This is a genomic window from Leptospiraceae bacterium (genome assembly GCA_024233835.1).
In the GTDB taxonomy this organism is placed as follows: domain Bacteria; phylum Spirochaetota; class Leptospiria; order Leptospirales; family Leptospiraceae; genus JACKPC01.
The window spans coordinates 1-21,368 of sequence record JACKPC010000003.1 but is presented as its reverse complement, the minus strand read 5'-3'; the positions used below and the strand labels follow the sequence as shown (position 1 = coordinate 21,368).

19 protein-coding genes, 1 tRNA gene and 1 pseudogene are annotated in these 21,368 nt (G+C 37.5%); 11 read left to right on the top strand and 10 right to left on the bottom strand.

Annotation, left to right across the window (positions count from 1 at the left end; genetic code table 11):
* Positions 1-6 precede the first annotated feature (6 nt).
* The gene (locus H7A25_14625) at positions 7-321 is read right to left on the bottom strand and encodes a MarR family transcriptional regulator (GenBank protein MCP5501138.1); all 315 of its coding nucleotides are present in this window, start codon (positions 319-321) and stop codon (positions 7-9) included.
* 411 nt (positions 322-732) lie between these two features.
* On the opposite strand from H7A25_14625, the gene H7A25_14620 reads away from it, so the two are divergent.
* Together H7A25_14620 and H7A25_14615 are read left to right on the top strand one after the other, a co-directional pair.
* Complete coding sequence (locus H7A25_14620; GenBank protein ID MCP5501137.1) at positions 733-2,070, top strand: hypothetical protein; 1,338 nt, start codon at positions 733-735, stop codon at positions 2,068-2,070.
* Between the two features lie 11 nt (positions 2,071-2,081).
* Positions 2,082-4,472, top strand: coding sequence for a DUF2309 domain-containing protein (locus H7A25_14615; protein ID MCP5501136.1), 2,391 nt, complete (start codon positions 2,082-2,084; stop codon positions 4,470-4,472).
* A 96-nt stretch (positions 4,473-4,568) separates the two neighbouring features.
* Here H7A25_14615 and H7A25_14610 read toward each other — a convergent pair whose 3' ends face one another.
* From H7A25_14610 to H7A25_14600, 3 genes are all read right to left on the bottom strand, one after another.
* Positions 4,569-5,807 (bottom strand): MFS transporter, encoded by a 1,239-nt coding sequence (locus H7A25_14610; GenBank protein MCP5501135.1) that lies wholly within the window; start codon positions 5,805-5,807, stop codon positions 4,569-4,571.
* A gap of 68 nt (positions 5,808-5,875) precedes the next feature.
* Positions 5,876-6,214, bottom strand: coding sequence for a hypothetical protein (locus tag H7A25_14605; protein ID MCP5501134.1), 339 nt, complete (start codon positions 6,212-6,214; stop codon positions 5,876-5,878).
* 63 nt (positions 6,215-6,277) lie between these two features.
* Positions 6,278-6,853, bottom strand: a complete 576-nt coding sequence (locus tag H7A25_14600) for a bifunctional nuclease family protein (GenBank protein ID MCP5501133.1) — start codon at positions 6,851-6,853, stop codon at positions 6,278-6,280.
* A gap of 95 nt (positions 6,854-6,948) precedes the next feature.
* Between H7A25_14600 and H7A25_14595 the strand changes: the two genes are divergently transcribed.
* Entirely contained in the window at positions 6,949-7,848 is a 900-nt protein-coding gene (locus H7A25_14595; GenBank protein MCP5501132.1) for a hypothetical protein, read from the top strand.
* On the opposite strand, the gene H7A25_14590 is transcribed toward H7A25_14595, so the two are convergent.
* Positions 7,849-7,922: transfer RNA gene (locus H7A25_14590), tRNA-Ile, on the bottom strand.
* A gap of 167 nt (positions 7,923-8,089) precedes the next feature.
* On the opposite strand from H7A25_14590, the gene H7A25_14585 reads away from it, so the two are divergent.
* Positions 8,090-8,308, top strand: coding sequence for a zinc ribbon domain-containing protein (locus H7A25_14585; GenBank protein ID MCP5501131.1), 219 nt, complete (start codon positions 8,090-8,092; stop codon positions 8,306-8,308).
* A 79-nt stretch (positions 8,309-8,387) separates the two neighbouring features.
* Here the strand turns inward: H7A25_14585 and H7A25_14580 are convergent, their stop codons facing one another.
* The 4 genes from H7A25_14580 to H7A25_14565 all read right to left on the bottom strand — a co-directional run bounded on the left by H7A25_14580 (position 8,388) and on the right by H7A25_14565 (position 11,979).
* The gene (locus tag H7A25_14580; protein MCP5501130.1) at positions 8,388-8,660 is read right to left on the bottom strand and encodes a hypothetical protein; all 273 of its coding nucleotides are present in this window, start codon (positions 8,658-8,660) and stop codon (positions 8,388-8,390) included.
* 4 nt (positions 8,661-8,664) lie between these two features.
* Positions 8,665-9,087: a hypothetical protein gene (locus H7A25_14575; GenBank protein MCP5501129.1), complete on the bottom strand. Its 423-nt coding sequence runs from the start codon at positions 9,085-9,087 to the stop codon at positions 8,665-8,667.
* Positions 9,088-9,681: 594 nt separating this feature from the next.
* The gene (locus H7A25_14570) at positions 9,682-10,392 is read right to left on the bottom strand and encodes a DUF4469 domain-containing protein (protein MCP5501128.1); all 711 of its coding nucleotides are present in this window, start codon (positions 10,390-10,392) and stop codon (positions 9,682-9,684) included.
* A gap of 273 nt (positions 10,393-10,665) precedes the next feature.
* Positions 10,666-11,979, bottom strand: coding sequence for a transposase (locus H7A25_14565; protein MCP5501127.1), 1,314 nt, complete (start codon positions 11,977-11,979; stop codon positions 10,666-10,668).
* 424 nt (positions 11,980-12,403) lie between these two features.
* On the opposite strand from H7A25_14565, the gene H7A25_14560 reads away from it, so the two are divergent.
* From H7A25_14560 to H7A25_14550, 3 genes are all read left to right on the top strand, one after another.
* Positions 12,404-13,612: a caspase family protein gene (locus H7A25_14560; protein MCP5501126.1), complete on the top strand. Its 1,209-nt coding sequence runs from the start codon at positions 12,404-12,406 to the stop codon at positions 13,610-13,612.
* A gap of 74 nt (positions 13,613-13,686) precedes the next feature.
* Entirely contained in the window at positions 13,687-15,201 is a 1,515-nt protein-coding gene (locus H7A25_14555; GenBank protein MCP5501125.1) for an IS1182 family transposase, read from the top strand.
* Positions 15,202-15,670: 469 nt separating this feature from the next.
* A protein-coding gene (locus H7A25_14550) for an IS3 family transposase (GenBank protein ID MCP5501124.1) occupies positions 15,671-16,818 on the top strand; the annotation gives its coding sequence in 2 pieces (ribosomal slippage) (positions 15,671-15,923 and positions 15,923-16,818; 1,149 coding nt in all).
* Between the two features lie 251 nt (positions 16,819-17,069).
* On the opposite strand, the pseudogene H7A25_14545 reads toward H7A25_14550, so the two are convergent.
* A pseudogene (locus tag H7A25_14545) lies at positions 17,070-18,476 on the bottom strand (IS5 family transposase).
* 47 nt (positions 18,477-18,523) lie between these two features.
* Here H7A25_14545 and H7A25_14540 point away from each other — a divergent pair.
* The 4 genes from H7A25_14540 to tnpA form a co-directional block, all read left to right on the top strand.
* Positions 18,524-18,862, top strand: a complete 339-nt coding sequence (locus H7A25_14540; GenBank protein ID MCP5501123.1) for a hypothetical protein — start codon at positions 18,524-18,526, stop codon at positions 18,860-18,862.
* Entirely contained in the window at positions 18,859-20,352 is a 1,494-nt protein-coding gene (locus H7A25_14535; protein ID MCP5501122.1) for a DUF1566 domain-containing protein, read from the top strand. Before H7A25_14540 ends, H7A25_14535 begins: the two co-directional genes overlap by 4 nt.
* 93 nt (positions 20,353-20,445) lie before the next feature.
* Positions 20,446-20,877: a DUF1566 domain-containing protein gene (locus H7A25_14530; protein ID MCP5501121.1), complete on the top strand. Its 432-nt coding sequence runs from the start codon at positions 20,446-20,448 to the stop codon at positions 20,875-20,877.
* 132 nt (positions 20,878-21,009) lie between these two features.
* On the top strand, positions 21,010-21,368 hold a 359-nt coding region (gene tnpA / locus H7A25_14525), incomplete at its 3' end, for an IS200/IS605 family transposase (GenBank protein MCP5501120.1).

The window sequence follows — 21,368 nt, the reverse complement described above, 5'->3', positions numbered from 1 at the left end:
ACTCCTCTATTTTAATAACTTTAATAAATTTCCTACGGTTTTGTGTTCTTCTAATGGATGTCTTAAGTAAATACTCTCATTGATCTCATATTTATTCCTTCTACCTTCCTTGAGTTTGTGAATTACGCCGATTTGTTCTAAGTCTTCGATAATGCCGATGATGGCTCTTTCTGTAATTCCTACTTTTGCGGAAAGATCCCGTATCCTTTCAGTGGGGTTTCTGTAGAGGCAAATGAGAACATGGGTATGGTTACTTAAGAAAGTCCATTCATGTTTGACTGTCTTTTCTTCGGGATTTGCTTGTCGTTTTTGTTTGCTCATAATTTTACTTTACGAATCAGAATCATGTCCGGAATGAAATCTGTCAATAGAAAAATAATTCATGAAATAAAAAAAATGAATATATTTGCATGAAAAATTATTGACGAATAAAAATACATGAATTGAATTGCATAAATTAGGAGAGGGAGTATGTTTCAATTATCTTTTTTGACAGTGTTCTTGTCTGTTCCTTGCATATTACTGTTCTTGGGAATTCTACCGGAAAATATTGCCAATAGAAGCGGGAAATTGCTGATAAAACTTTACAAAGCCCTTTTGTGGTTGCTTCTACTTACTTATACATTAGCTTTATTTCCTTATATAAGAGAGCTGAGGAGTAGTCCGTTAGAGCTTTTCTCTATTCCTATAGGGAAGGAGTTTCAATTTTCTATTAGCTACTTTTACACAGACATGTCTGTATATTTAGGTATTCTCATTTCCTTTCTGGGTCTGGTTGCCTTGCAGTATTCAGAAAGATACCTTGCCGGAGAGAGAAGGCAGGGGTACTTTTATAAGTGGATGGCTGTGAGTATTGGTTCTATCCTATCTTTTGTATCTTCAGATAATCTAATTGTATTTGCTATATCCTGGTCTTTGTCGAGCTGGGGGCTTCATTCTTTACTTACCTTCTATCCGGAGAAGGCCGCCGGAACTTTGTCTGCCTGGAAAAAATTTTATATCAGCCGACTGGGAGACCTCTTTTTAGGAATTGCAACTATCCTATGCTATATGGAATTTAAAACCCTTCAATTAGACCGGATTTTTTCTATCATTCAAAGCGGGAATTTTACCCGGGAATATACCGAACTGATTGGTCTTTTCCTGGCCCTTGGTGCTTTAACCAAATCGGCTCAATTACCATTTCATACCTGGCTTCCGGATACTATGGAGTCACCTACACCCGTATCAGCCTTGATGCACGCAGGTATAATCAATGCAGGAGGGGTTCTTTTGATTAAACTTTCACCTCTGATGAATTTATCAGCTATGGGCTTAAACCTACTTGTTATCTTTGGAGGGATTACTGCTTTCGTGGCTTCTATAATCATGCTAACCGAAACCAGTATTAAAAAGAGTCTGGCATACTCTACCATTTCGCAGATGGGTTTAATGATTCTTCAATGTGGACTCGGAGCCTATAGTCTGGCTATGGTTCATATAATCGGGCATTCTTTTTATAAAGCTTATTCTTTTTTGAGTGCAAACTCTATTCTTCAGAAAGAATATTACAAGAATCCTTTGCCGGGAATTTGGGAAAAGTTAAGTTTTTCTCATATTGGAGTATCAGTTTTTTTATCTATCGGTATTTACTTTCTCGTAAAAATAATATTAGGAATAGATATATTAGAAAAAAAAGGATTATTGGTTCTGGCACCGACTTTTATAATGAGTCTTATTTTCTTTTTTAAGTTGAGACTTTCTTTTCTGGAGTTTAGCTTGAAAAATTTGTTTTATAGTATTTTCGCGATGATTCTTTTCACAGGACTGTATACCATGCTTTGCCTTTTCTTTGAGACAGTAGTACCTGTTGTTGGAATAAAGAGTGCTGGAGTATCCAATGAGATACAAATGTTTATCCTTATACTCCTTTCTCTGGTATTTCTTTTACAGTTGACTGTGAAATTTTGGAGTCAAACAGGATTTGGAAGAAGTTTCTATATTCACACCAGGAATGGATTCTACATGGATATTGTATTTAGTAAATTAATAAAACCTTTTGTGCCGGATGTAAAATTAGAGAAAAGATAGGAAGGATGTTTATGAATAAAACACTTGAAGTTATAGAAAAACAGCAAGATATCGATGAGCTTCTTAAGAATGCAAGCAACATAGTGGCTCCTTTATGGCCTTTAAATAATTTTGTGGCTGTGAATCCTTTTTTGGGAGAATTGGATAATTCCTTTTGGGAAACAAGTAAGCATTTTCGGGAACTGGCTCATGAAGATATAATCAGTTCCATTTCTTTTTTTAAAGAAGCCTATCAAAAAGGAGACATAGAAGATAGAAGTATTTCAAAGGCTATAGAGTCTGTTTTGGAGGAAGGCTTTTGTATAAGTGCCGAATCGGTTTACGAAACCCTACAGAAGAATATTTCAGATGAGCAAAAAATATCCGGTATCTATTCTGTTTCAGATATTTTAGAAACCAAAGAGGATATGGTAAAAGAAATATCACACTGGTTATCCGCATATTATGATAAGGGTCAGGCACTATGGACTATGCCCTGGAAGCAACTCGGTTTATTCCAGGCATGGAAAGAAATCGCAAAGTATGATAAAAGAGTTGTTCTTCTCGGTCTGGGTAATCTTTATTCCGCGTTCAGTGATGGACCAATAGATAGCAAAGACTATATAGTATATGCTTTAGATAAATTAGCTGTGCCTGAATCTTTTCAGGAAAAATATTTAAAGAGACTCTTTCTTATGATACCCGGTTGGAGTGGATATATACAGTATAAAGTCAGAGCAAGTAGTATGCAGGGAAAAAAAGATAATAACCTTGTCGATTTTCTGGCAATACTTCTTGCTTACGAGATAGCTATCTTAGAAAAATCAGATATGGAATCCTGGTATTCTCTTTTTCAAGAAAGCGGAAAGCTTGAGACTCAAAAGGAAGATTCTAATGAGCTTCTTGTAAGATATACCTTACAAAAAGCATTAGAAATAACTTATAGAAAAAAAATATACGGAAAGCTTTCTTTAGAGAAGGACTTTATGGATTCTAAGAGACCTTCTCTACAGGCTGTGTTTTGTATTGACGTTCGTTCTGAACCTATTAGAAGAAACCTCGAATCGCTATCCCCGGAGATAGAAACACTGGGTTTTGCCGGTTTTTTTGGATTCCCTATAGGTTTACAGCCGGTAAACTCAGAAGAGCATACAGCAAGATGTCCTGTACTTTTAAACCCGGTTTATTATATAAAAGAAGAATGTAAGGGAAAAAAAGGAAAGAAACAATTTGAAAAATATATAGATAGTATCAAGGACTTGAGAATTTGGAATGTGTTCAAATCTCTTTCTATTGCAAGTTTTTCTTTTGTGGAAGCCTTCGGGATCCTTTATTTGTTTAAATTGATTTATAAGCTAGCGGGTAAAAAAACTCAAGTAAAAGCAGAGAAGGATTTCTTATTCCCAAACCCGGAATATAGAAGCGAAGATAAATTGGGCATCCCTTTTGCAGATAAAGTAAATCTTGCCAAATCAGCTTTAACAAATATGGGTCTTCAAACAAACTTTGCTCCTACTGTTCTCATCTGCGGGCATGGTTCTGAATCTTCTAATAATCCTTATGCTTCTGGTCTGGACTGCGGAGCCTGCGGAGGACATGCCGGTGACAGCAATGCAAGAGTGGCTGTTAGTGTTTTAAATGATATGAAAGTTCGGGAAATTCTAAAGGAGAAAGGTATTGAGATCCCGGAAGACACTATCTTTGTTGCCGGGCTTCATAATACCACTACAGATGAATTTGTCCTGTATGACATAGAATCTTTAGACTCCGAGAAGATAGAAGACCTGAAAAGATTACTGGAGGAGGCGGGCAATAAAGCAAGGCTGGAAAGAGCAGGAAAACTTGGTATTGAAAAAGATATTCATAAGAGTATATTCAAGAAAGCTTTTGATTGGTCGGAAACAAGACCGGAGTGGGGGCTTGCCGGAAACGCTGCTTTTATTGCAGCACCGAGAGCTATCAGCAAAGACTCTAATCTTGAGGGAAGGGTATTTCTGCATAACTATAATTATAAGAAAGATAAAGATGCAAAGATCCTTGAACTCATTATGACCGCACCTCTGGTAGTCGCGAGTTGGATAAACATGCAGTATTACGCATCGAGTGTGAATAATGACTATTTTGGTAGTGGAAATAAAACGATTCATAATCTTATTGGAAAATTTGCGGTGATGCTTGGAAATTCGGGAGATATAAGAGTAGGCCTTCCCTTTCAGTCGGTTCATGATGGAAACTCTTTATATCACAAGCCGGTACGTTTGAATGCCATTATAGCTGCACCGATAGACATGATAGAGGAGGTTTTGAAGAAGCATCCGCATGTAAGACAACTATTTGATAATAAGTGGTTGAGCCTGACAGCACTTGATTCTAAGGGTAAGCTTTATGAATACAAGCGAATCGAAGACTGGATAAAGATTTAAAGTATTTAAAAGAACTTTTAGGGGATGGGTGAATATACCGTATTCCCTAAAAACAGGAGGAAATATAAGCGAAATATCGAATTCAGTCAACGAAACTTAGTGAATATTATATTCAGAGTCATCTAATATTCGAATAAACAAAATCACTCCGAGGATAATAACTGCGGATATAATAAAGGTTAATTGGTGCTGTAATCGAAAATAGAGAATACTGAAACAGAGGGGAGATAAGGCTCTGGCGAGAGCACCAAATCCTCTCAGGATTCCGAGGTTTTTTCCCTGCTCTTCTCTTGAGGAAAACAAAGATGCCAGTGAAGACAGACCCGGATGTAAAAACGCACTTCCCATGGAAATAAAACTTAAGGCTAAAAAGCTAATCGGAATACTTTTGGAAAAGGCAATGAGGATGAGTCCGAGGAATAGATTCGCTGCACCAAAGAAGGAAATCAACTTCTCTGATATCTTTCCTGAAATTCGTCGAATCACTCCACCCTGTATGAAGATAATGATAATGCCAATAAACACAAAGGTATAACCGATCTGTCTCGGGTCAAAATGATACACACCATCGAGGTAGAAGTTGATGCAAAATTCAAAACCGGAAAAGGCAAAGGTAAACAGAAAATAAATCAAGGAAAGTAAAGGAAGTTCTTTTACTCCACTCTTGCTGAGTCCGAATACAGGGTGAATGCCGGTACCATGCCGGGAAGGGGCCACATCGAGACCGGTAAGAGTTTCTTCAAATAAGAAGAAGATTAAGAGCAGGTTTAAAAAAGCAATGAATACACCCAGAAGAATAGAAGCTGAAAAAATGGTAAAACCAAAAGGGAAATACTGGTTCAAGTCCAGACCGGAAAGTAAGCCGCTCAAAGGAGGACCGAATACAAAACCGAGACCAATACCGGCACCTATCATCCCCATTCCTCTTGCACGCTCGGACTCATTCGTACTATCTGCCATAGCAGCTGAGGCTACAGAAATATTCCCCCCCATTATTCCTGTAATTACCCTGGATAAAACAAAGATCGTGAAAGAACCCGAATATAACCAGAGTATATAACCGAGGAAATTTCCGAGAGAAGTGGCTATGAGGACCGGTTTTCTACCTATATTATCCGAAACTTTCCCCCAGATAGGAGAAAAGAAAAATTGCAGGATAGAATAAATGCTTCCGAGTATTCCTCCGAATAAAATAATGAGATAGGCATTACTCTCATCCCCTCCTAAAAACCTTGCAAGATTGAGAATACTTTCGAGGAAGGAGTCCTTTCCTTTTGCCAGATAATGTTCTAAGAGTCTCGGAAAGAGAGGAAATATGATGGAAAAGCCCATCATATCGATAAATACGGTTAGAAATAAAATCAGCCTGCTGGTCTTTTTATTTTCCAAGGGAAGCCGTCTGTTTAAACTTTATGGGCCTGGTTTTCTTGAAGGTATTGAAGCTGCTCGGAGAGAACTTTTTCGATACCGAGGTTTACTTCATGAATCGCAGTGACAGAACGATACAAAAAATGACGATAATTATCATTCGTTCTTTCTGCCAGCTTTCGCATATCACGAAAGGCTTTTTGGGTTATCTCTCGAATCTGAATAGCCTGACCGGATTGTTCCTCTTCTCCTACTTTTACCAGGCTATTGGTATCTTCTAAAATTTTCTGAATATTTTGCTGAAACTTTTTTTCTCCGATACGAAAAATTGCGATGCCGGTATTGACAATATCTATGAAAAACTTATCGTCCACGAAAAAACTCCAGAGAACTTTTTTTCCATGATTTGATTCTTACCTATTTTGTATATACGATTATTAAGAGCTTTCTACAATTTTTTTAATCTGATCTCGAAGACGGGCGGCTATTTCATAGTCTTCCTTTTGAACAGCCTTTTGTAACTCATCTTCTAAAACCTGTAATTGGGTTCTGGGCTGAGATACCGGTTCTTCCTCTTGAAATTCACTTTCGGAGCTTATGTCTTCCTCGTTCATCATAACCCCGGCTTCTTCCAAAATTTTCCTGGTAATATAAATAGGAGCACCGGCACGCAAAGCGAGAGCTATAGAATCAGAAGGTCTGGCATCGATCATGAAAATTTCTTCATCCCGACGAAGAGAAAGTTTAGCATAGAAGGTATTATCTACAATGTCATCAATTGTTACTTTAATAATCTGACCGCCTAAATTGGGCAGTATCAACATCATAAGGTCGTGAGTCATTGGCCTTGGAGGGGTAATTCCATCCAGGACACTGGTAATGGCGTGGGTTTCTAGGGGGCCTATAAATATTGGAACCACTCTGGAATCTGTTGCTTCCCTAGGCTTTAAAAAGACAGCGAAGCCCACATTGGTAAGGGTTATATCAGAAATTTTTACTTCAATCAGATCCATAATATGTATCTTGTCACAAAGGGAGTTTTTTTAAAACTAAAATATTATGGTTTATCAGGTCTATAAAATTATTTTGGTAAAAAGTGTTTTAAAGTATGCTCAGCGAATCGATTTATTTTACTCTAAACCTTGCTTCCTTCACAGCTCTCCTCTGGAGTTTTTTTCCCGAAAGAAATGAATCCATTCGGAACAGGATACAGGATTTCGGGATAAGCTTTATTTTCTCCCTCCTCTTTTACCTGTTTTCTTACACACAGAGAGCTGCCGGGAAAATAGAAGCTTTTCGAGAATTCATTTTCAGCACTTCACTTCTCGGACTTCTTTTCTTTAGTTTTCTTTTTAACCTAACTCTCTATATGAGAGTTAAAAAAATGATACCTTTAAGTATCCTGCCTTTTGCTTCCATTTTTCTTTTTTTTAGTTTTTTTGGCCTCGAAACCTTTCACTTTCCCTGGGGGGAAATGAATTCCTTTTCCCTCCTCAAGACACAGAATCCGCTCATTTTTCTTTCCTGCTTTGGAATTTATTTTATTCGGAAGAAAAAACTCGCTTCCATCGTTTTCTTTGGCTTTCTCTTATTCTTACTTATTCTGCGTTCCTATCGGGTAAGTTCCTATAAAAGCATGGAAAAGCACATCTATGGACGCTATATTCCATTTGAATTCTTCTTTGATTCCGATTCCTATGTTTTAGAAGCTCCTCCTCAGGGCAAAAACTTGAAAGAAATGCGGGGTGGCCTTTACATGTGGAAAAAAAGCAAGCAACCGGATGTAGACCAGCTCTACCAATTCGATTTGAGAGCTGTTCGAAAATTAAAAGGAGAACAGAAATATCTCCTGCAAAGAATCGTAGCGGAAATGGAGTTTCCCGTGGTTTTACGGTATCGAACCGTGATTACCATACATGACCTATTTCGGTATTACAGAGGGGAAAACTATAGAGTGCTCATTAATGTGAAGGAAAAGGATGTGAAACTTCTCGGTCCGATATTTTAATGGGCCCAGTAGGACTTGAACCTACGACCCACAGATTATGAGTCTGTTGCTCTAACCAACTGAGCTATAGGCCCTTAAAATAAAAGACAAAATCCAATTTTTCAATGAATCTAAATTTTTCAAGTATTTTCTGTATATCTCTTCAAAAAGCCGGTAGTTTTTCCTGCTCATAAGTTTAAAATAATCTATTGACAGGATCTTTTAGTTTCATTTTTTTCCTAATAATCAGGGAGAGAAAACAATGCCAATTTATCAATACTCCTGCAGCTCCTGCGGAAAAGAATTTGAAGTACTACAACATAATTCGGAAGTTCATAAAACCTGCGATGAAGTAAGTGATTGTTCGGAGAAAGGTGAGTTAAAAAAACTTGTTTCAAGTTTTGCTACGAATGTAAAAAGTTCCGAGAGTAACTTTCCTTCCTGCGGACGGAATCCGGCGGATTGTGGCTGTATGAACTAAACGTAAAAGTCTTACGACCTCTTAAGGTGATGCGGGTGGTGTGGTTCGGTACAGCTCACCAACCGTAGCGATGATAGGCTTACCTACTCCAGAGAAATAGCCCCACAAGCAGCAAAGATACAATCAAGGGAATTTTCTTTAGCCATGTTGTCCAAATTTTTAAAGCTTCCTGTTCATCTTTCGGATCCAGAGTGTGTTTCTTGCTATATTCATGAAAATGAGTATGACAGTTCGGACATAGCTCGACTGTATTCCCCTGATTACCAAAAATACTCCTGGGCAGGATATGATGTTCATGCACATAAAAATACAAGCCGCATTTTGTACACTGGCCTTTCTTTGCTTCTCTCATACACTTATCCCAGTTTAAAAATTCTAATGTGAATATAATAATCGCCCAACTCGTCATTATAAAACACCGGAATGAAATCGAGTTCGTATTTCTCAGAGGCTTTTCTCTCCATCCTTTCCAGACATTCATATACCACCGGAAGCCTGCGGACATCAGCTCGAAGCAGGTATTCTAACATGAGCCTGTCCCATTCGAGTTTTTGAATGTTTTCCTGTGGAAAAGGCTTGGACACATAGATACTGAGTCCTACCGAATTCTTTTCTTCGCTATAATCTGCTGATACTAAAACTTCACTTTCTTCGGAAGGATATAGCTTTAAAAGTTCTTCTTCGAGTTTTAATAGCTGTTCAGGATTAAGGCCACGGTAAACCTTTGTAAAGATTTGTGCCAGTTTTTGAAGGCTGATGATTTTATTCGTATTTTCCATGACTATCCAAACTCCGAAGTACAAAACTATATCTTTATGTAGTTCCTTGCAAGCTATTTTTGTCCTTCTCATCCGGTTACTGTCCAGCTCGGTTGCTGAGTGAAATTTATTGTGTATGCAATAAATTTAGTATCGAAGCACGCTCACAGGCTGTGTGAAAAGGGCTTTTTTCACTTATCAATTTATTTCATTTGGTCTATAACTGCATTATATTAAATAGAATTTATTGCTTAAATTACTTTCCACACAGTCTGTGAGACAAAAGTAACTCTATTTGTAGAAGAAAAATTCATTTATTTTACGAATGGGCTGAATTTAGAAGGCCTACTTTTTTGAAAACCTATTTATATTTGAAAAGCTAGTGATTTCCCTAGCTTTCAGGAAAAAAAGTAAATCTATAAAATTGTCTTACAAGGTAACAGCGGTTTTCTTTCATTGCTCTGTCAATATTTAGCTTGAGGTTAAGATGTATAAGATAATTCTTGCAGATGATCATTCTGCGACAAGGAAAGGAGTAAAAGCTTGACAGCAGCAGGCTCGATTTCGTTTGCTGCTCCCTTAAAGCAGTAATCCTGTAAGGGAGCAGGTAAAATCTCAGGCTGCGCCTGTCAATTCTATGGACATGCGGGTAGTTCTGAGGGGATTCGTTGAATAATTCCGATTTCGTAATTCAAAGCGATAGGGCATATTTTCCGAAATTCCAAAAGGACAGAGAAAGTTCAACTCGGTAGAAGTGTTTTTTGAAAGGGTATCGAGTTTGATGAAACTCTGATCCGCCATATTTTGCAAAAAGAGTCCTTCATCTTCCTTTTCGAGATCCATTTTCAGATTTTTTCCTTTTAGAACTCCAATCGTTGCCGGGTAAATCTTACTATTCTTTTCCCCTGTTTTGACATCTATAAAGGTCTCTAATTCCGGTATATTCTTTACCTTTTTCGTCTTTCCGACTTTTGCTCGACTCACTACTTCTTTAAATTCCTGAGAGGGAGTAGCCCCGACTTCAACTCTATGCCTTGCCGGGTCAAAACTATCGTGCTGGTCTTCAAAGACACCCTGAAAAACGGGGTAGAACTGACAGAAGCCTTCGATATTCACCCTTCCGCCATCCAGAATTATATTTTGAATGGAGCGTTTGAGGTCATTGAGAACCGCGTAGATGTCACTTTTGGTGACCGTTGAGCCGCCTTCGAGCATCCGATTTACTACTTCGTCCATGCCTTTGCTGGGTGGAGTTATCGCACGAGCATGGTAGGTATTGCTCAAAGTGTTTCCATTGGGAGCTGGATATAAGCCATATTGTATCATATAGCCTCCTTATTTTCGAATTAAAGTTTTTAAATTACTACTTTTGCGTTTATTTATGTTTTTCGCTTAAAATAGTAACAGCAATTCCCGCTTTAGAGTACAAGGCTTCTTAAAGCCTGTTTTTTAACCCATAACTTACGGGTTTTCTTCGTGGAAAAGAATCTAAAATACTTAGCTTGAATAAAAATTGGTATAAAATCATAGTAAGATTAGTACAAGAAAAAATGACTAAAAGCTCCTTCAGAAAATCTTTCACTGTTTTTTAAAATTGCACTATGATGAATTTTGTCCTATAGAAATATTTGCTTTAAATCCATAAGCAATAGCCTGGAATAGTTGCTCCATAGATGAAAATTCAAATATTTCAAACAAGTTTCTTATCTTTTGCCAGAACAATCTTTTTGCATGAAAAGTTCCAAGTGCTTTTCGAAATAATGCACAGCTTGATTGTTGGATCTGATCTACAAGAAAAGCAAGTATCATAAGAGTTGCAAAGTTATTAGACAAATTCTTACTGCCATGTCCATAATTGTGTTCAAAGTGATAACCCTGATTTTTCAGAGTATTGAAGGTTTCATTTTCTATCTTCCATCGTGCTCTCGCGATTCGCATCAATTCATAAGCATTTTCTTTTGTAATTTCAATATCTGTAACCCAGCTAAAAACAATCATATGCTCTTTTTTATCCACCTGCTTATACTCAAGGATATTGACTTTGAGTTCTGAAGTCTCATTTAAAAAGATTTGGTTTGTAAAAGAAAAGTAATGAGAAACTCCATCTTTCTCTATACAGAGTTGCTCTGTCTTTTTCAATTCCTGTAGCTTATCAAATTGATTGTAAAGGTGTTTGTGATTTTTTTCTTTTACACCTATGATAAAGGATAGATTCTTTTCTTTCAATAATTCAATGTGGGGAGCATTTGAAAACAGAGAATCCTCTACAAATATTGTTTTTAAATGAGGATGCTCTCTTCTAAAATCTTCAATAAATCGTTTAGAGGCGTTTAACTCACAGTCATTTTTTGTTTTCCCATCTTCGTTTGTAATAGGTTCAAACATAAGAGGGATAACTTCTTTCTTATCCGGATGCACAATACAGGCACCATACATCATATGCTGGTAGAGAGTTTCACTTTTCTTATTCTTTACAAGACAGGATTTACAATGAATTTTTCCTGAAGAGAAGAATCCGGTTCCGTCCCCGGAAAGAATATAATAATCATCAAGGACACGATAAGATTCGAGAACCTTGCCACGCTGAAGTTTTGAAAAAAGGTTTTTATATATTTTCCTGAAAGCTCCTGTTGAAACTTCATCAACAATTTCTCTCATTTGAGTGTCAGAGGGTATCTCTTGAATCTTGTATATACTTTGAAGATTTTTATTCTTCACTTTTTCTCTTTCAAACTCAAGAAGTGATGCGTTCTTTTGAGAAAAGATAGCAAAGGCTGACATTAAAGCATCTGTTAGAGAAATCGAAGGATTGACCCTGTGGTCTGGAATTTTAGAAAATTCCTCCCGAATTGCTTGATAAAGTCCATCTGCTGATAAATCTACCCGTGCGTGTAACTCGTTTTTGGCTGGCATATAGTCAAAAAGACTATATCCCTGCACAGGTACAAGCGATTTTTGATGAAAAAGTTTACGAAAGCTTTCCCTGCAAACCCAAAAATCTTAGCCTTATCTGTCTATTCCCTGCAAAGCGGGAATTGCTGAAATAGTAACGATGCTCAAGTAAACAAAGCGTCAAATGATGAGCAAGCTTTTTATCGAGATAAATAGCAAAAAATAGAATTTTTATCTTGTTTTGCGTTCGATTTGCAATAGTTCCCGATTTTTTGAGTGACTCTCACTTTAAAAGACTTGAACTTTTTTGTAAACCGCTCAAGATGAACCTCGAAGCAGGCCATCGTTTTTTCCGGGAAGCAAGCGAGCCATCGGTGGCTCACCTACGATTCAATAAGTATTCCCCGATTTTTTGAACGAGTACTCAGCTTTCAAGAATAACCCTATGAAAAAAATTACCCTGCTCTATATCCTATTCTCCTTTTTAAAACTCTTTTCCCGCCCGGTTGAATATAAAGAGTTTCAAAAACTTCAGGACAAAATCCAAAAACTCGAAAAAGAAATCGAGATTCTCAAGAAAAAGCCTCCTCCCGAATCCCTTCCTTCGAAAGAAACAGCGGAGGGATATAAAACTACAAAAACAGAAGAAGAGAACCCCGGTCTTGTCCCGGAAGAAAAGCGTCCTCCCGGCAACTATGCTTTAAAGTCCAAGGGCTTAAAAGTCATGAGTGAAGCAAAGATCGAAGAGCTGAAAGGCAATGCGGGAAAGCGTTTTGCCATCGTGATAGGAATCAATGATTATCAGGATGCGGGGATTAGCGATCTAAGCAAGGCCAGAAACGATGCCATTGTAATGGCGGAAGTTTTAAAAACCAAGGGGCAGTTTGATGAGGTTTACCTGATGACCGATGCAGTAGACCCCAAAGGTAAGGATAAAAACCTCTACCCCACCCGCTTAAACATAGAAGAAAAACTCGATAGTGTGCTTCGCTTTGCAACAGAAGAAGACATGGTGCTTTTCTTTTTTTCCGGTCACGGGATTTCAGATATGGATGAAAAGGGCTACCTGGTTACGGTAGATACTGTTTCAGATAAGCAGTATAATTCTTCCTTAAAAGTCGAATCTATCGTGCAAAGGTTTAAGGAAAAAAGGCTGAAAAAGACTCTTCTTATTCTGGATGCCTGCCGGAATAAAGTATATGAAAGTAAAAGCACAACACAGAATCCCTTAAGGCAGGAAAAATTTAAGGCAGCCGAAGTATCCGCCACCTTTTACTCCACCAAAGCAGGTTACTTCTCTTATGAAGATCCGAACTTTGATTTCGGAGTCTTTACCCGCTACCTCGTTTACGGACTGGAAGGAAAAGCCGATGAAAACAACGACGGTGTGGTGGCATTTCGAGAACTCCAGGGCTATGTTCAGGAGGAAGTGGATAAGTGGTCGAGAGATAATAATAAACAACAGAAGCCCTATGTAAAAATTTATAACGAAGTTTACAAAGACCTCGCTTTGAGCATTGCATCTAAAGCACCGGAAACAGGGGAAAGTCTTGCGGATAAGAAAGTCATCAAGCCGGACCGGAATCCCTATATCCTTCGTTCAGCTATCTTTCCCGGCTTCGGTCACAGACTGTGTGAAAAGTCTCGTTATTGAATATTTTTTGTTTGTCAGGAATGTAATGTATATAGAAAATTTCCTTATAACGATAAAGAGTTATAGGTGCAGCTATGAATTATATACAAGGAACTTCTCGAGAACAGATAGTATTATACAGTGAATGTTTGGATAACGTCATAAAAGAAGATAGTCCGGTAAGGGTTATTGATGCCTATGTTGATAATCTCGATCTTAAAAAATTAGGTTTTAAAATTCCAAAGTTAGAAACAGGTAAACCACCATATAATCCACATGATTTACTAAAAATATATTTATACGGATATATAGAACGAATCCGAAGTAGCAGAAAATTAGAGAAGGAATGTAATAGAAACCAGGAACTTAGGTGGTTAACAAAGAATCTCGCCCCGGATTTTAAGACAATAGCTGATTTTCGAAAAAATAATAAAGATGGAATAAAAAATATCTTCAAAGAGTTTTTATTCTTTTGCAAGAAAATGAATCTACTAACTCTTTCAATAGTTGGAATTGATGGAACGAAGCTAAGAGCACAGAACGGACAAAATAATGTATTTAAAAGAGAGCGTATTGAAAATATCGAGCAAAATATAAAATCCAAAATACAGGAATATTTGGAGGAATTAGAATTGAATGATATTTCCGAAGCAAATGAACTAAATCTTAAAGATGGAGATGAAGCCAGGGATGTATTAAATAAACTAAAAAGACTAACGAAATACAATGATAAAGTGAAAGGGATTCGGGAATTATTTGAAAACGACCCGGAACTACAGGTCTATTTTGCTAACGACACAGATTCAAGATTTCAAAGTGACAAAGGAAAAATTCGTCCTGGATATAATGCCCAAACTGCAGTGGATAATACAAATAAGTTGATTATTGCAAATGATGTATCGCAAAAGTCAAATGACCTGGAACAAATGACTCCTATGATTGAAAAAGTCCAGTCGATAAAAGAAGAACTTAAAATAGAAAATGAGACAAATGCAGTAATGGATTCCGGATATTTTAGTGAAAAAGAAATAATGAATAATAAAGATAAATCGGGGATAAATATTATAGTACCAGATACCAAATCTGCACTGGATAGTAATAATAAGCGTGAATGTAAAAGTAATCCTGATAAACTTCCTGCAAAAGGATATGAAATCCAGGATTTTGTTTATGATAAAGAGCGGGATATATACGTATGTCCGGCAGGAAAAGAATTAAATAGACAAAATGAAAATCCAAGACAGACGTCATACGGGATTTATGTAAATGAGTATAAATGTAAGGAATGTAAAGATTGTTTTCATAGAGCAAAATGTACCAATAGTAAAACTGGACGAACTATTCGGGTCTCGATAAACCGAGAGACAATGGATGATTTTAAAAAAGAGATGGGGAACGAGGAAAATAAAAAGCTAATTCGTAAACGTAAGGAGATTGTGGAACACCCATTTGGCACTATAAAGAGAAATTTGGGGTTCACTTACTTTATACAAAAAGGAATTAGAAGCGTTCAGGCCGAATTTAGTTTCATATGTTTTGCTTATAATTTTAAAAGAGTCATAAATATTCTGGGAATAAGGGCTTTTATAGATGCTGTAAATGCAAAATAGTAGGAATAATAGATTTTTATTTGATGGATAGCAATGAATTTTCTCTCTTTTATGACTTATAGTAAATTTATTTACTAAAAACCAATTTGGAATGATTGGTTTTTAGTTTTTTTAGTAAGAACCGAGTTCGTCAATATCTACAGGTTTTTTTTTGCTCACTTTTCACACAGTCTGTCAGGGGAGGATTCGCAGGTACTCATTCATAATAGAATATTTACAATTCTTTTATATAATCATTTTGTTTCCGGCTTAGAAACTTCCGAGAAGAAGCCTTCCGCTTTTTATACTTTCCGAGACAATTATCTCGATTCGAGGGGTCATTTGAACATGGGGAAAGTCCTTCTCAAGTTTCAGGAGTTTATCAAAGAAAACTATTCCAATAAAGATGAAACGTTTTATGAAAGACAGGGTCTGAGCTAGTTACGGTATAGTAGACACCTTTTTTAACAAAAAACGAGGTAATAAAACGATGAAAAAGAAAGGAAAATACTCTGAAGAGTTCAAGGAACAGGCGGTAAAAAGGACATTGAGTGGTTCATTTACAATAAAAGAAGTAGCGGAATCACTGGGTATAAATTATCATACTCTACAGAGCTGGAGAAAGGAATACCTACAAAAACAGGAAAGTGGAATGCCGTTGACAGATAAGCAAGTAAAGGAACATGAGGAATTAAGAAATCTTCGCAAGGAAAATATGAAGTTAAAGGAGGAGAATGCAATTTTAAAAAAGTTTGCAGCCATGCTCTCAAGAGAACAGTAGATAGATACACATTTATGGAAGCGAGTAATGAAACATTTCCAATTATGAGTATGGCAAGAATATTAGATGTATCTAAATCAGGATATTACAAATATCGAAATCGTTGTAAGGACGAGTTATCAAAATATTGTCCTGAAATCATAGAGCATTTGAAGAATACCTGGAAGAAGAGTAAAAAGACCTATGGGCTTATTCGTTTACTTGATGCGGTAAAGAAAGTGGACAAATCTTATGGTGCTCGCAGGGTGCGTAGGATGATGGAATTACTGGCGATAAAGGGCAAACAGGAGAAAAAGTTTAAGATTTCAACGACTGATTCAAAGCATAACGAACGTATAGCAAGAGACCTTGTTAAGAGGAACTTTTCCCCTAAAGAGAAGAATAAGATTTGGGTATCGGATGTAACGTATATAAAGCAAAAGGAAAGTTGGTTATATCTCTGTGTGATCATAGATTTGTATTCGAGAAAGGTAGTGGGTTGGAGTCTATCAGAGAAGAATGATTCGGAACTGATAACAACAACTCTTGATAAGGCAATACGGTCTCGTCGACCAGGACGTGGGCTTATTTTCCATACGGATCGTGGATCTAATTATTGCTCGCGAAAGACAAGAATCAAGTTAATTGAAAATAAAATAATAAGAAGTAATAGTAGAAAAGGAAACTGCTGGGATAATGCAGTGGCTGAATCATACTTCAGTACCTTAAAAAGAGAAATGGAAGTAAATGTGTTTTACGATCTGGAAGATGCAAAAAAAGAGTTTTTTGATTATATTGAAATATTTTATAATCGACAAAGAACGCATTCTTTTTTAGGATATAAAACTCCCACAGAATATGAGGAAATGGCTGCGTAGTATGTGTCCACTAAAACGTAACTAGGCTAGTCGTCTGCTTCTCATCGCTTTTCTCAAGCCTATCATTAATGGCAAGGGTTTCTACTATGTAGGGGTTCCTGAAAAAGTTCCTTTGTTGTATTATTCCAAACGTTATCTTTTTTTAGAAAAGTTTATTAAATTAATAATATATTACTTTTATAGAGTATTAGGCTTTCGGTATAATCGAAATGCTGAATAGCTTTGTTTGTTTTATCTCTATAATACATAAAAAAACGATAAAAAAGAAGCCTTAGCTTCTTTTCCAAATTCATTACCAGGACTATTAAGGCTATAACTGTTTTTCCTGTTTTAGATAATTTAGCCATAATCCTATCCATCCCGTATTTTCTCTTTCCCTCTCCAAACTTACCTTCAACTGAATTTCTAATTGAAGCATTCTCCTTTTCGTAATCCACTCCTTTTAAGGGGCGGCCAAGTGGTTTACCTGCCATTTTAATTCCATGTTCTTTACAAAAATCTCGATTTTCTTTATTCCTAAATATTTTATCTACATGAACAATAGATGGATAGTGTCCATTTGTATTTTTATAGTTTTCTAATATTGAGATAAACAAGACTCCTTCATTATAACTGTTCCAATCACAAATTTCAATCCTACTAAACCCTTCTGTCATTGATATTGTTAACTTTGCACCAAATTCAGTCTTGGCAGCATCCTTGCCTCTTTTTATCGGACGAATATGTGGCTGCGATATACTTACTATTCTATTATCCACACGGCGGGTATTATTTTCATACATTTCAAGCTGTTGTCTGTATACTTCATGAATCACTAATAAACACTTATACCACTACCTGTTTAAATCTTCGAGCTTAGAGCCATTTTGAAGCAGTTCTGAGATTGTTTGAAGGTTCCTCCTTATATAGTTTAACTGTTGCTTGATTGCCTTTCTTAACCCTCTTCCTCCTTTTTGTTTTCTCCTGGTATATGATAAAAATTGTTTTCTTGCTCTTTTTCTATATGTACGGGGCTTTTTTATTTTGCCTACCAGCGGCTTAAACAATTCATCGATGATATGTTCTGTTTTTTCTCGTGCTTCATTCAATATGGAAATATCTGTTGGATAACGAATATCCGCAGGATTACAGGTCGCATCTATTAATAAACTTCCCTGATTTTCTTTTGATTCACCTCTTCTATTTTCTATACTCTCATCTTCATTTACACCAGTTGAACCTGTTGGCTTATCATCGTTATCATCTTCTTCTGTAACCTGTTCTGAATTGATAATCATTTCGTTAACTTCCTGTAGAAATTCGATAGGCATCCTTGTTCTAAAATGTACCATTGATGATGCTTCAAAAGGAGCTTTGTTTTGGAAAACCTGTAGTCCAATAAAAAATTGTAGATAAGGATTTTCAATTATCTGTTCAACTGTTTCTTCATCGGTGCAACGTAACCTTTCTTTAATGATCAATGCACCAAGAGCCATTCTGAATGGTTTTGCAGGAGCTCCCATCTTTTTAGAAAAATGCTGCTTATATTTATCTTCTGCTTTGCTCCAGGGTATTAGTTCCGCTAATTTAACCCAACGATTATCCTTGTCTAACTTTCCATCAAAAGGTAACTTGAAATTTTCAAATTCTGGTTGGTTTTTAGATGTTTCTCTATACATATTTTTCCTGGAGGTGAAAGGGTTTTGGACTTTTTTTTAATATTTCCTTGCACTTTACTTTTGAAGATCCTATAAATACAAGTATTTTATTATACTTTAAAGCCGGTTTCGCAATATTCAGGAAGCCCTATGTAGAAAGCCAGCACAGCTATGAAAGACGTTCGGATTTGATCATCACCTTTGCAGAGAAAGAGTATATACTTGAATTAAAAGTCTGGAGGGGAGAGAAGTATCACGAGGAAGGCCTTAGTCAACTCGCGGCATATCTGGACAGCAGAAACCAGACCACGGGCTATTTAGCTATATTTAACTTTAATAAGAACAAAGAGTTTACAAGCAGTTGGAACGAAATCAACAAGAAACAGATCTTCGAGGTAAGAGTATGAAACGACTTCCTCTTTTTATGTGTCTTTTATTATCCTGCCTTGCAAAGCCGAAATACAATAACCCCACGGACAATGGGGTGGGACTTCTTACAAACTTCTTCCAGAATTTCAGCACGGCCAATACGGTTACAAACACCTTTGCTTTGAGAGATACGGTAAAGGAGTTGAACGAAGGCACGAAACACACGGTCTATGTGAGGCTTGCCGTAAAACCGAGTTCCACACAAACGGTAACGATTACAAGTAATCACCCGGCAATTGAGGTCAACGATGCTTCATCCGCCACACTTACCTTTACACCCGAAATCGCAACTATCGAACAGAGCTTTACTCTTTCTGCCCTGATTGATGGAAACGAAGTAACAGAAGAGGCAACAGTAACTCTAAGCGCTCCCGGAATCGAAACGACTCCTCTTTCTGTGAAAAATGTAGATGTAAAAGGGGACTGGGTGAGTGTGGAAACTCCGACCTCTATTACAGAAGATGGAACCGGAACAACCAGGATACAACTAAGCCAGAAACCTCATGAAACCGTTACGGTGAATGTAAGTTCTTCTTATACCGGTTTATCTGTAGATAAAACCAGCCTCAGTTTTACAGCACAAGACTGGAATGTCGCTCAAACGATAAATCTTACGGGTTCGGCAGATACGAACAAGGATTCAGAAACGGTACTGGTTTCCGCTTCTATGACAGGAAGTAACATAACAACAAAAAGTATTACCTATCAGGAATATACCATCATCATCTCTTTCAATATCACTACTATAAAAGAAGGAAGTAGCACTACATGTACAGTCAAACTTGATAGGGCTCCTGCAAAAGATGTGACAGTAAGTTTAAGTTCTTTTTATAGTTCAAAGCACATTCTTTCTTTATCAAGCCTTACATTCACTCCCTCAAACTACAGTACCGAACAAACGGTAACCGTAAGTGTAAACAAGGATACAGACGGCTTCTCCGAACCCGGAAGCATTGTAGCCAGTTCTGTAAATACGAATACAAAACAGTTGAGTTTTTATACTCTGGATGAGGATTTTAAGTTGGGGCTTCTAAAAACCGGGCAGACGACTTCTCATGCAGCGGGAGATGATGGAGCCCATCAAAAAACCACCGCGAGAAGCTATACGGATAATGGAGATGGCACGGTGACTGATAACGCTACAGGGCTTATCTGGCAGCAGGGAGAAGGAGGAGCGATGAATTGGGATTCAGCTATTAGCTATTGCAATGCTTTGAGTCTTGCCGGGAAAACCTGGAAGCTTCCCTCTATTCAAGAGCTTTCTTCCCTCGTGGATGCAACTAAATCGAGTCTTACGATTAACACGGGCGTCTTTCCCTCAGCAGTTGCTAACCTTTATTGGAGTTCTACTACCTTCGCTTCCAATACAACGTATGCGTGGTACGTCCTTTTTAGTGTTGGCGATGTCAGCAGTGTCCACCGCTCTAAGAGCGTTGGCTTCTATGTTCGTTGTGTTTCGGGGCTGTAGCCCTCTCTTAAGGTGATGCTTATGGTTCGATACGCTTCGCTACTCACCACCCGCATCACCTTAAGAGAGAGGAGAGATAAGGATACTTGAATGATGAAAAGACTATATATAATAAATCTAATCTTTGTTTTTATAATGTTGAGCACTGCTTTGAAGGCTGCTCCTTTTACGGATAACGGAAACGGAACGGTGACCGATACTGCCACAGGGCTTATCTGGCAGCAGGGAGAAGGAGGGCAAGCGACCTGGGCAAATGCTCTCAGCTATTGCAACACTTTAAGTCTTGTCGGGAGAGCCTGGAGGCTTCCGAATCGAAACGAGTTACAGAGTATAGTAGACTATACTAAAGCAAGTTTAACTATTGATACAACTGCCTTTCCCTCAGCAGTTGCTTCCAATTATTGGAGTTCTACTACCGGCGCGTCCTATACAACGTCTGCGTGGAACGTCCATTTTAGTGGTGGCAATGTCAGCGGCGGCGATAAGAGCTTTAGCTACTATGTTCGTTGTGTTTCGGGGCCGTAGGGTCTCTCTTAGGGTGATGCTTATGGTTCGATACGCTTCGCTACTCACCACCCGCATCACCTTAAGAGAGAGGATGGGTGGGGATGAAAATATGCTTTACTTTTGATAAGTGTTTCGTGAACCTGTCATATTATGATCATAAGACACAAGCTCTACCACCGCCTGGACTATCATCTTATCTTCATCACGAAGTATAGAGAAGCTATGCTGCCAAAAGAAGTGTTGGTTCGCTTTCATGAGTTATGCGTAAAGAAAGCAAAAGAACTCGACTTTATTATCCACATCTCTAATGGCTACAAAGACCATGTGCACCTACTCGTAAGCTTAAAACCCGCACATCAGTTATCAGAAATCATCCGGCAGATAAAAGGCTATACTTCATTTGAAATCGAAGGATTGACATGGCAAAGAGGATATGGAGCTTTTACGGTAGATGAAAGATCTTTTGATGATGTATTTCGCTATATCAGATCTCAGGAGGAGCATCATGC

Bases quoted from the DNA above. Each gene is read 5' to 3' on its own strand.
- H7A25_14625 (MCP5501138.1), bottom strand. From the start codon at position 321: ATGAGCAAACAAAAACGACAAGCAAATCCCGAAGAAAAGACAGTCAAA.
- H7A25_14620 (MCP5501137.1), top strand. From the start codon at position 733: ATGTCTGTATATTTAGGTATTCTCATTTCCTTTCTGGGTCTGGTTGCC.
- H7A25_14615 (MCP5501136.1), top strand. From the start codon at position 2,082: ATGAATAAAACACTTGAAGTTATAGAAAAACAGCAAGATATCGATGAG.
- H7A25_14610 (MCP5501135.1), bottom strand. From the start codon at position 5,807: ATGATGGGCTTTTCCATCATATTTCCTCTCTTTCCGAGACTCTTAGAA.
- H7A25_14600 (MCP5501133.1), bottom strand. From the start codon at position 6,853: ATGGATCTGATTGAAGTAAAAATTTCTGATATAACCCTTACCAATGTG.
- H7A25_14595 (MCP5501132.1), top strand. From the start codon at position 6,949: ATGCTCAGCGAATCGATTTATTTTACTCTAAACCTTGCTTCCTTCACA.
- H7A25_14585 (MCP5501131.1), top strand. From the start codon at position 8,090: ATGCCAATTTATCAATACTCCTGCAGCTCCTGCGGAAAAGAATTTGAA.
- H7A25_14580 (MCP5501130.1), bottom strand. From the start codon at position 8,660: ATGAGAGAAGCAAAGAAAGGCCAGTGTACAAAATGCGGCTTGTATTTT.
- H7A25_14575 (MCP5501129.1), bottom strand. From the start codon at position 9,087: ATGGAAAATACGAATAAAATCATCAGCCTTCAAAAACTGGCACAAATC.
- H7A25_14570 (MCP5501128.1), bottom strand. From the start codon at position 10,392: ATGATACAATATGGCTTATATCCAGCTCCCAATGGAAACACTTTGAGC.
- H7A25_14565 (MCP5501127.1), bottom strand. From the start codon at position 11,979: ATGCCAGCCAAAAACGAGTTACACGCACGGGTAGATTTATCAGCAGAT.
- H7A25_14560 (MCP5501126.1), top strand. From the start codon at position 12,404: ATGAAAAAAATTACCCTGCTCTATATCCTATTCTCCTTTTTAAAACTC.
- H7A25_14555 (MCP5501125.1), top strand. From the start codon at position 13,687: ATGAATTATATACAAGGAACTTCTCGAGAACAGATAGTATTATACAGT.
- H7A25_14535 (MCP5501122.1), top strand. From the start codon at position 18,859: ATGAAACGACTTCCTCTTTTTATGTGTCTTTTATTATCCTGCCTTGCA.
- H7A25_14530 (MCP5501121.1), top strand. From the start codon at position 20,446: ATGAAAAGACTATATATAATAAATCTAATCTTTGTTTTTATAATGTTG.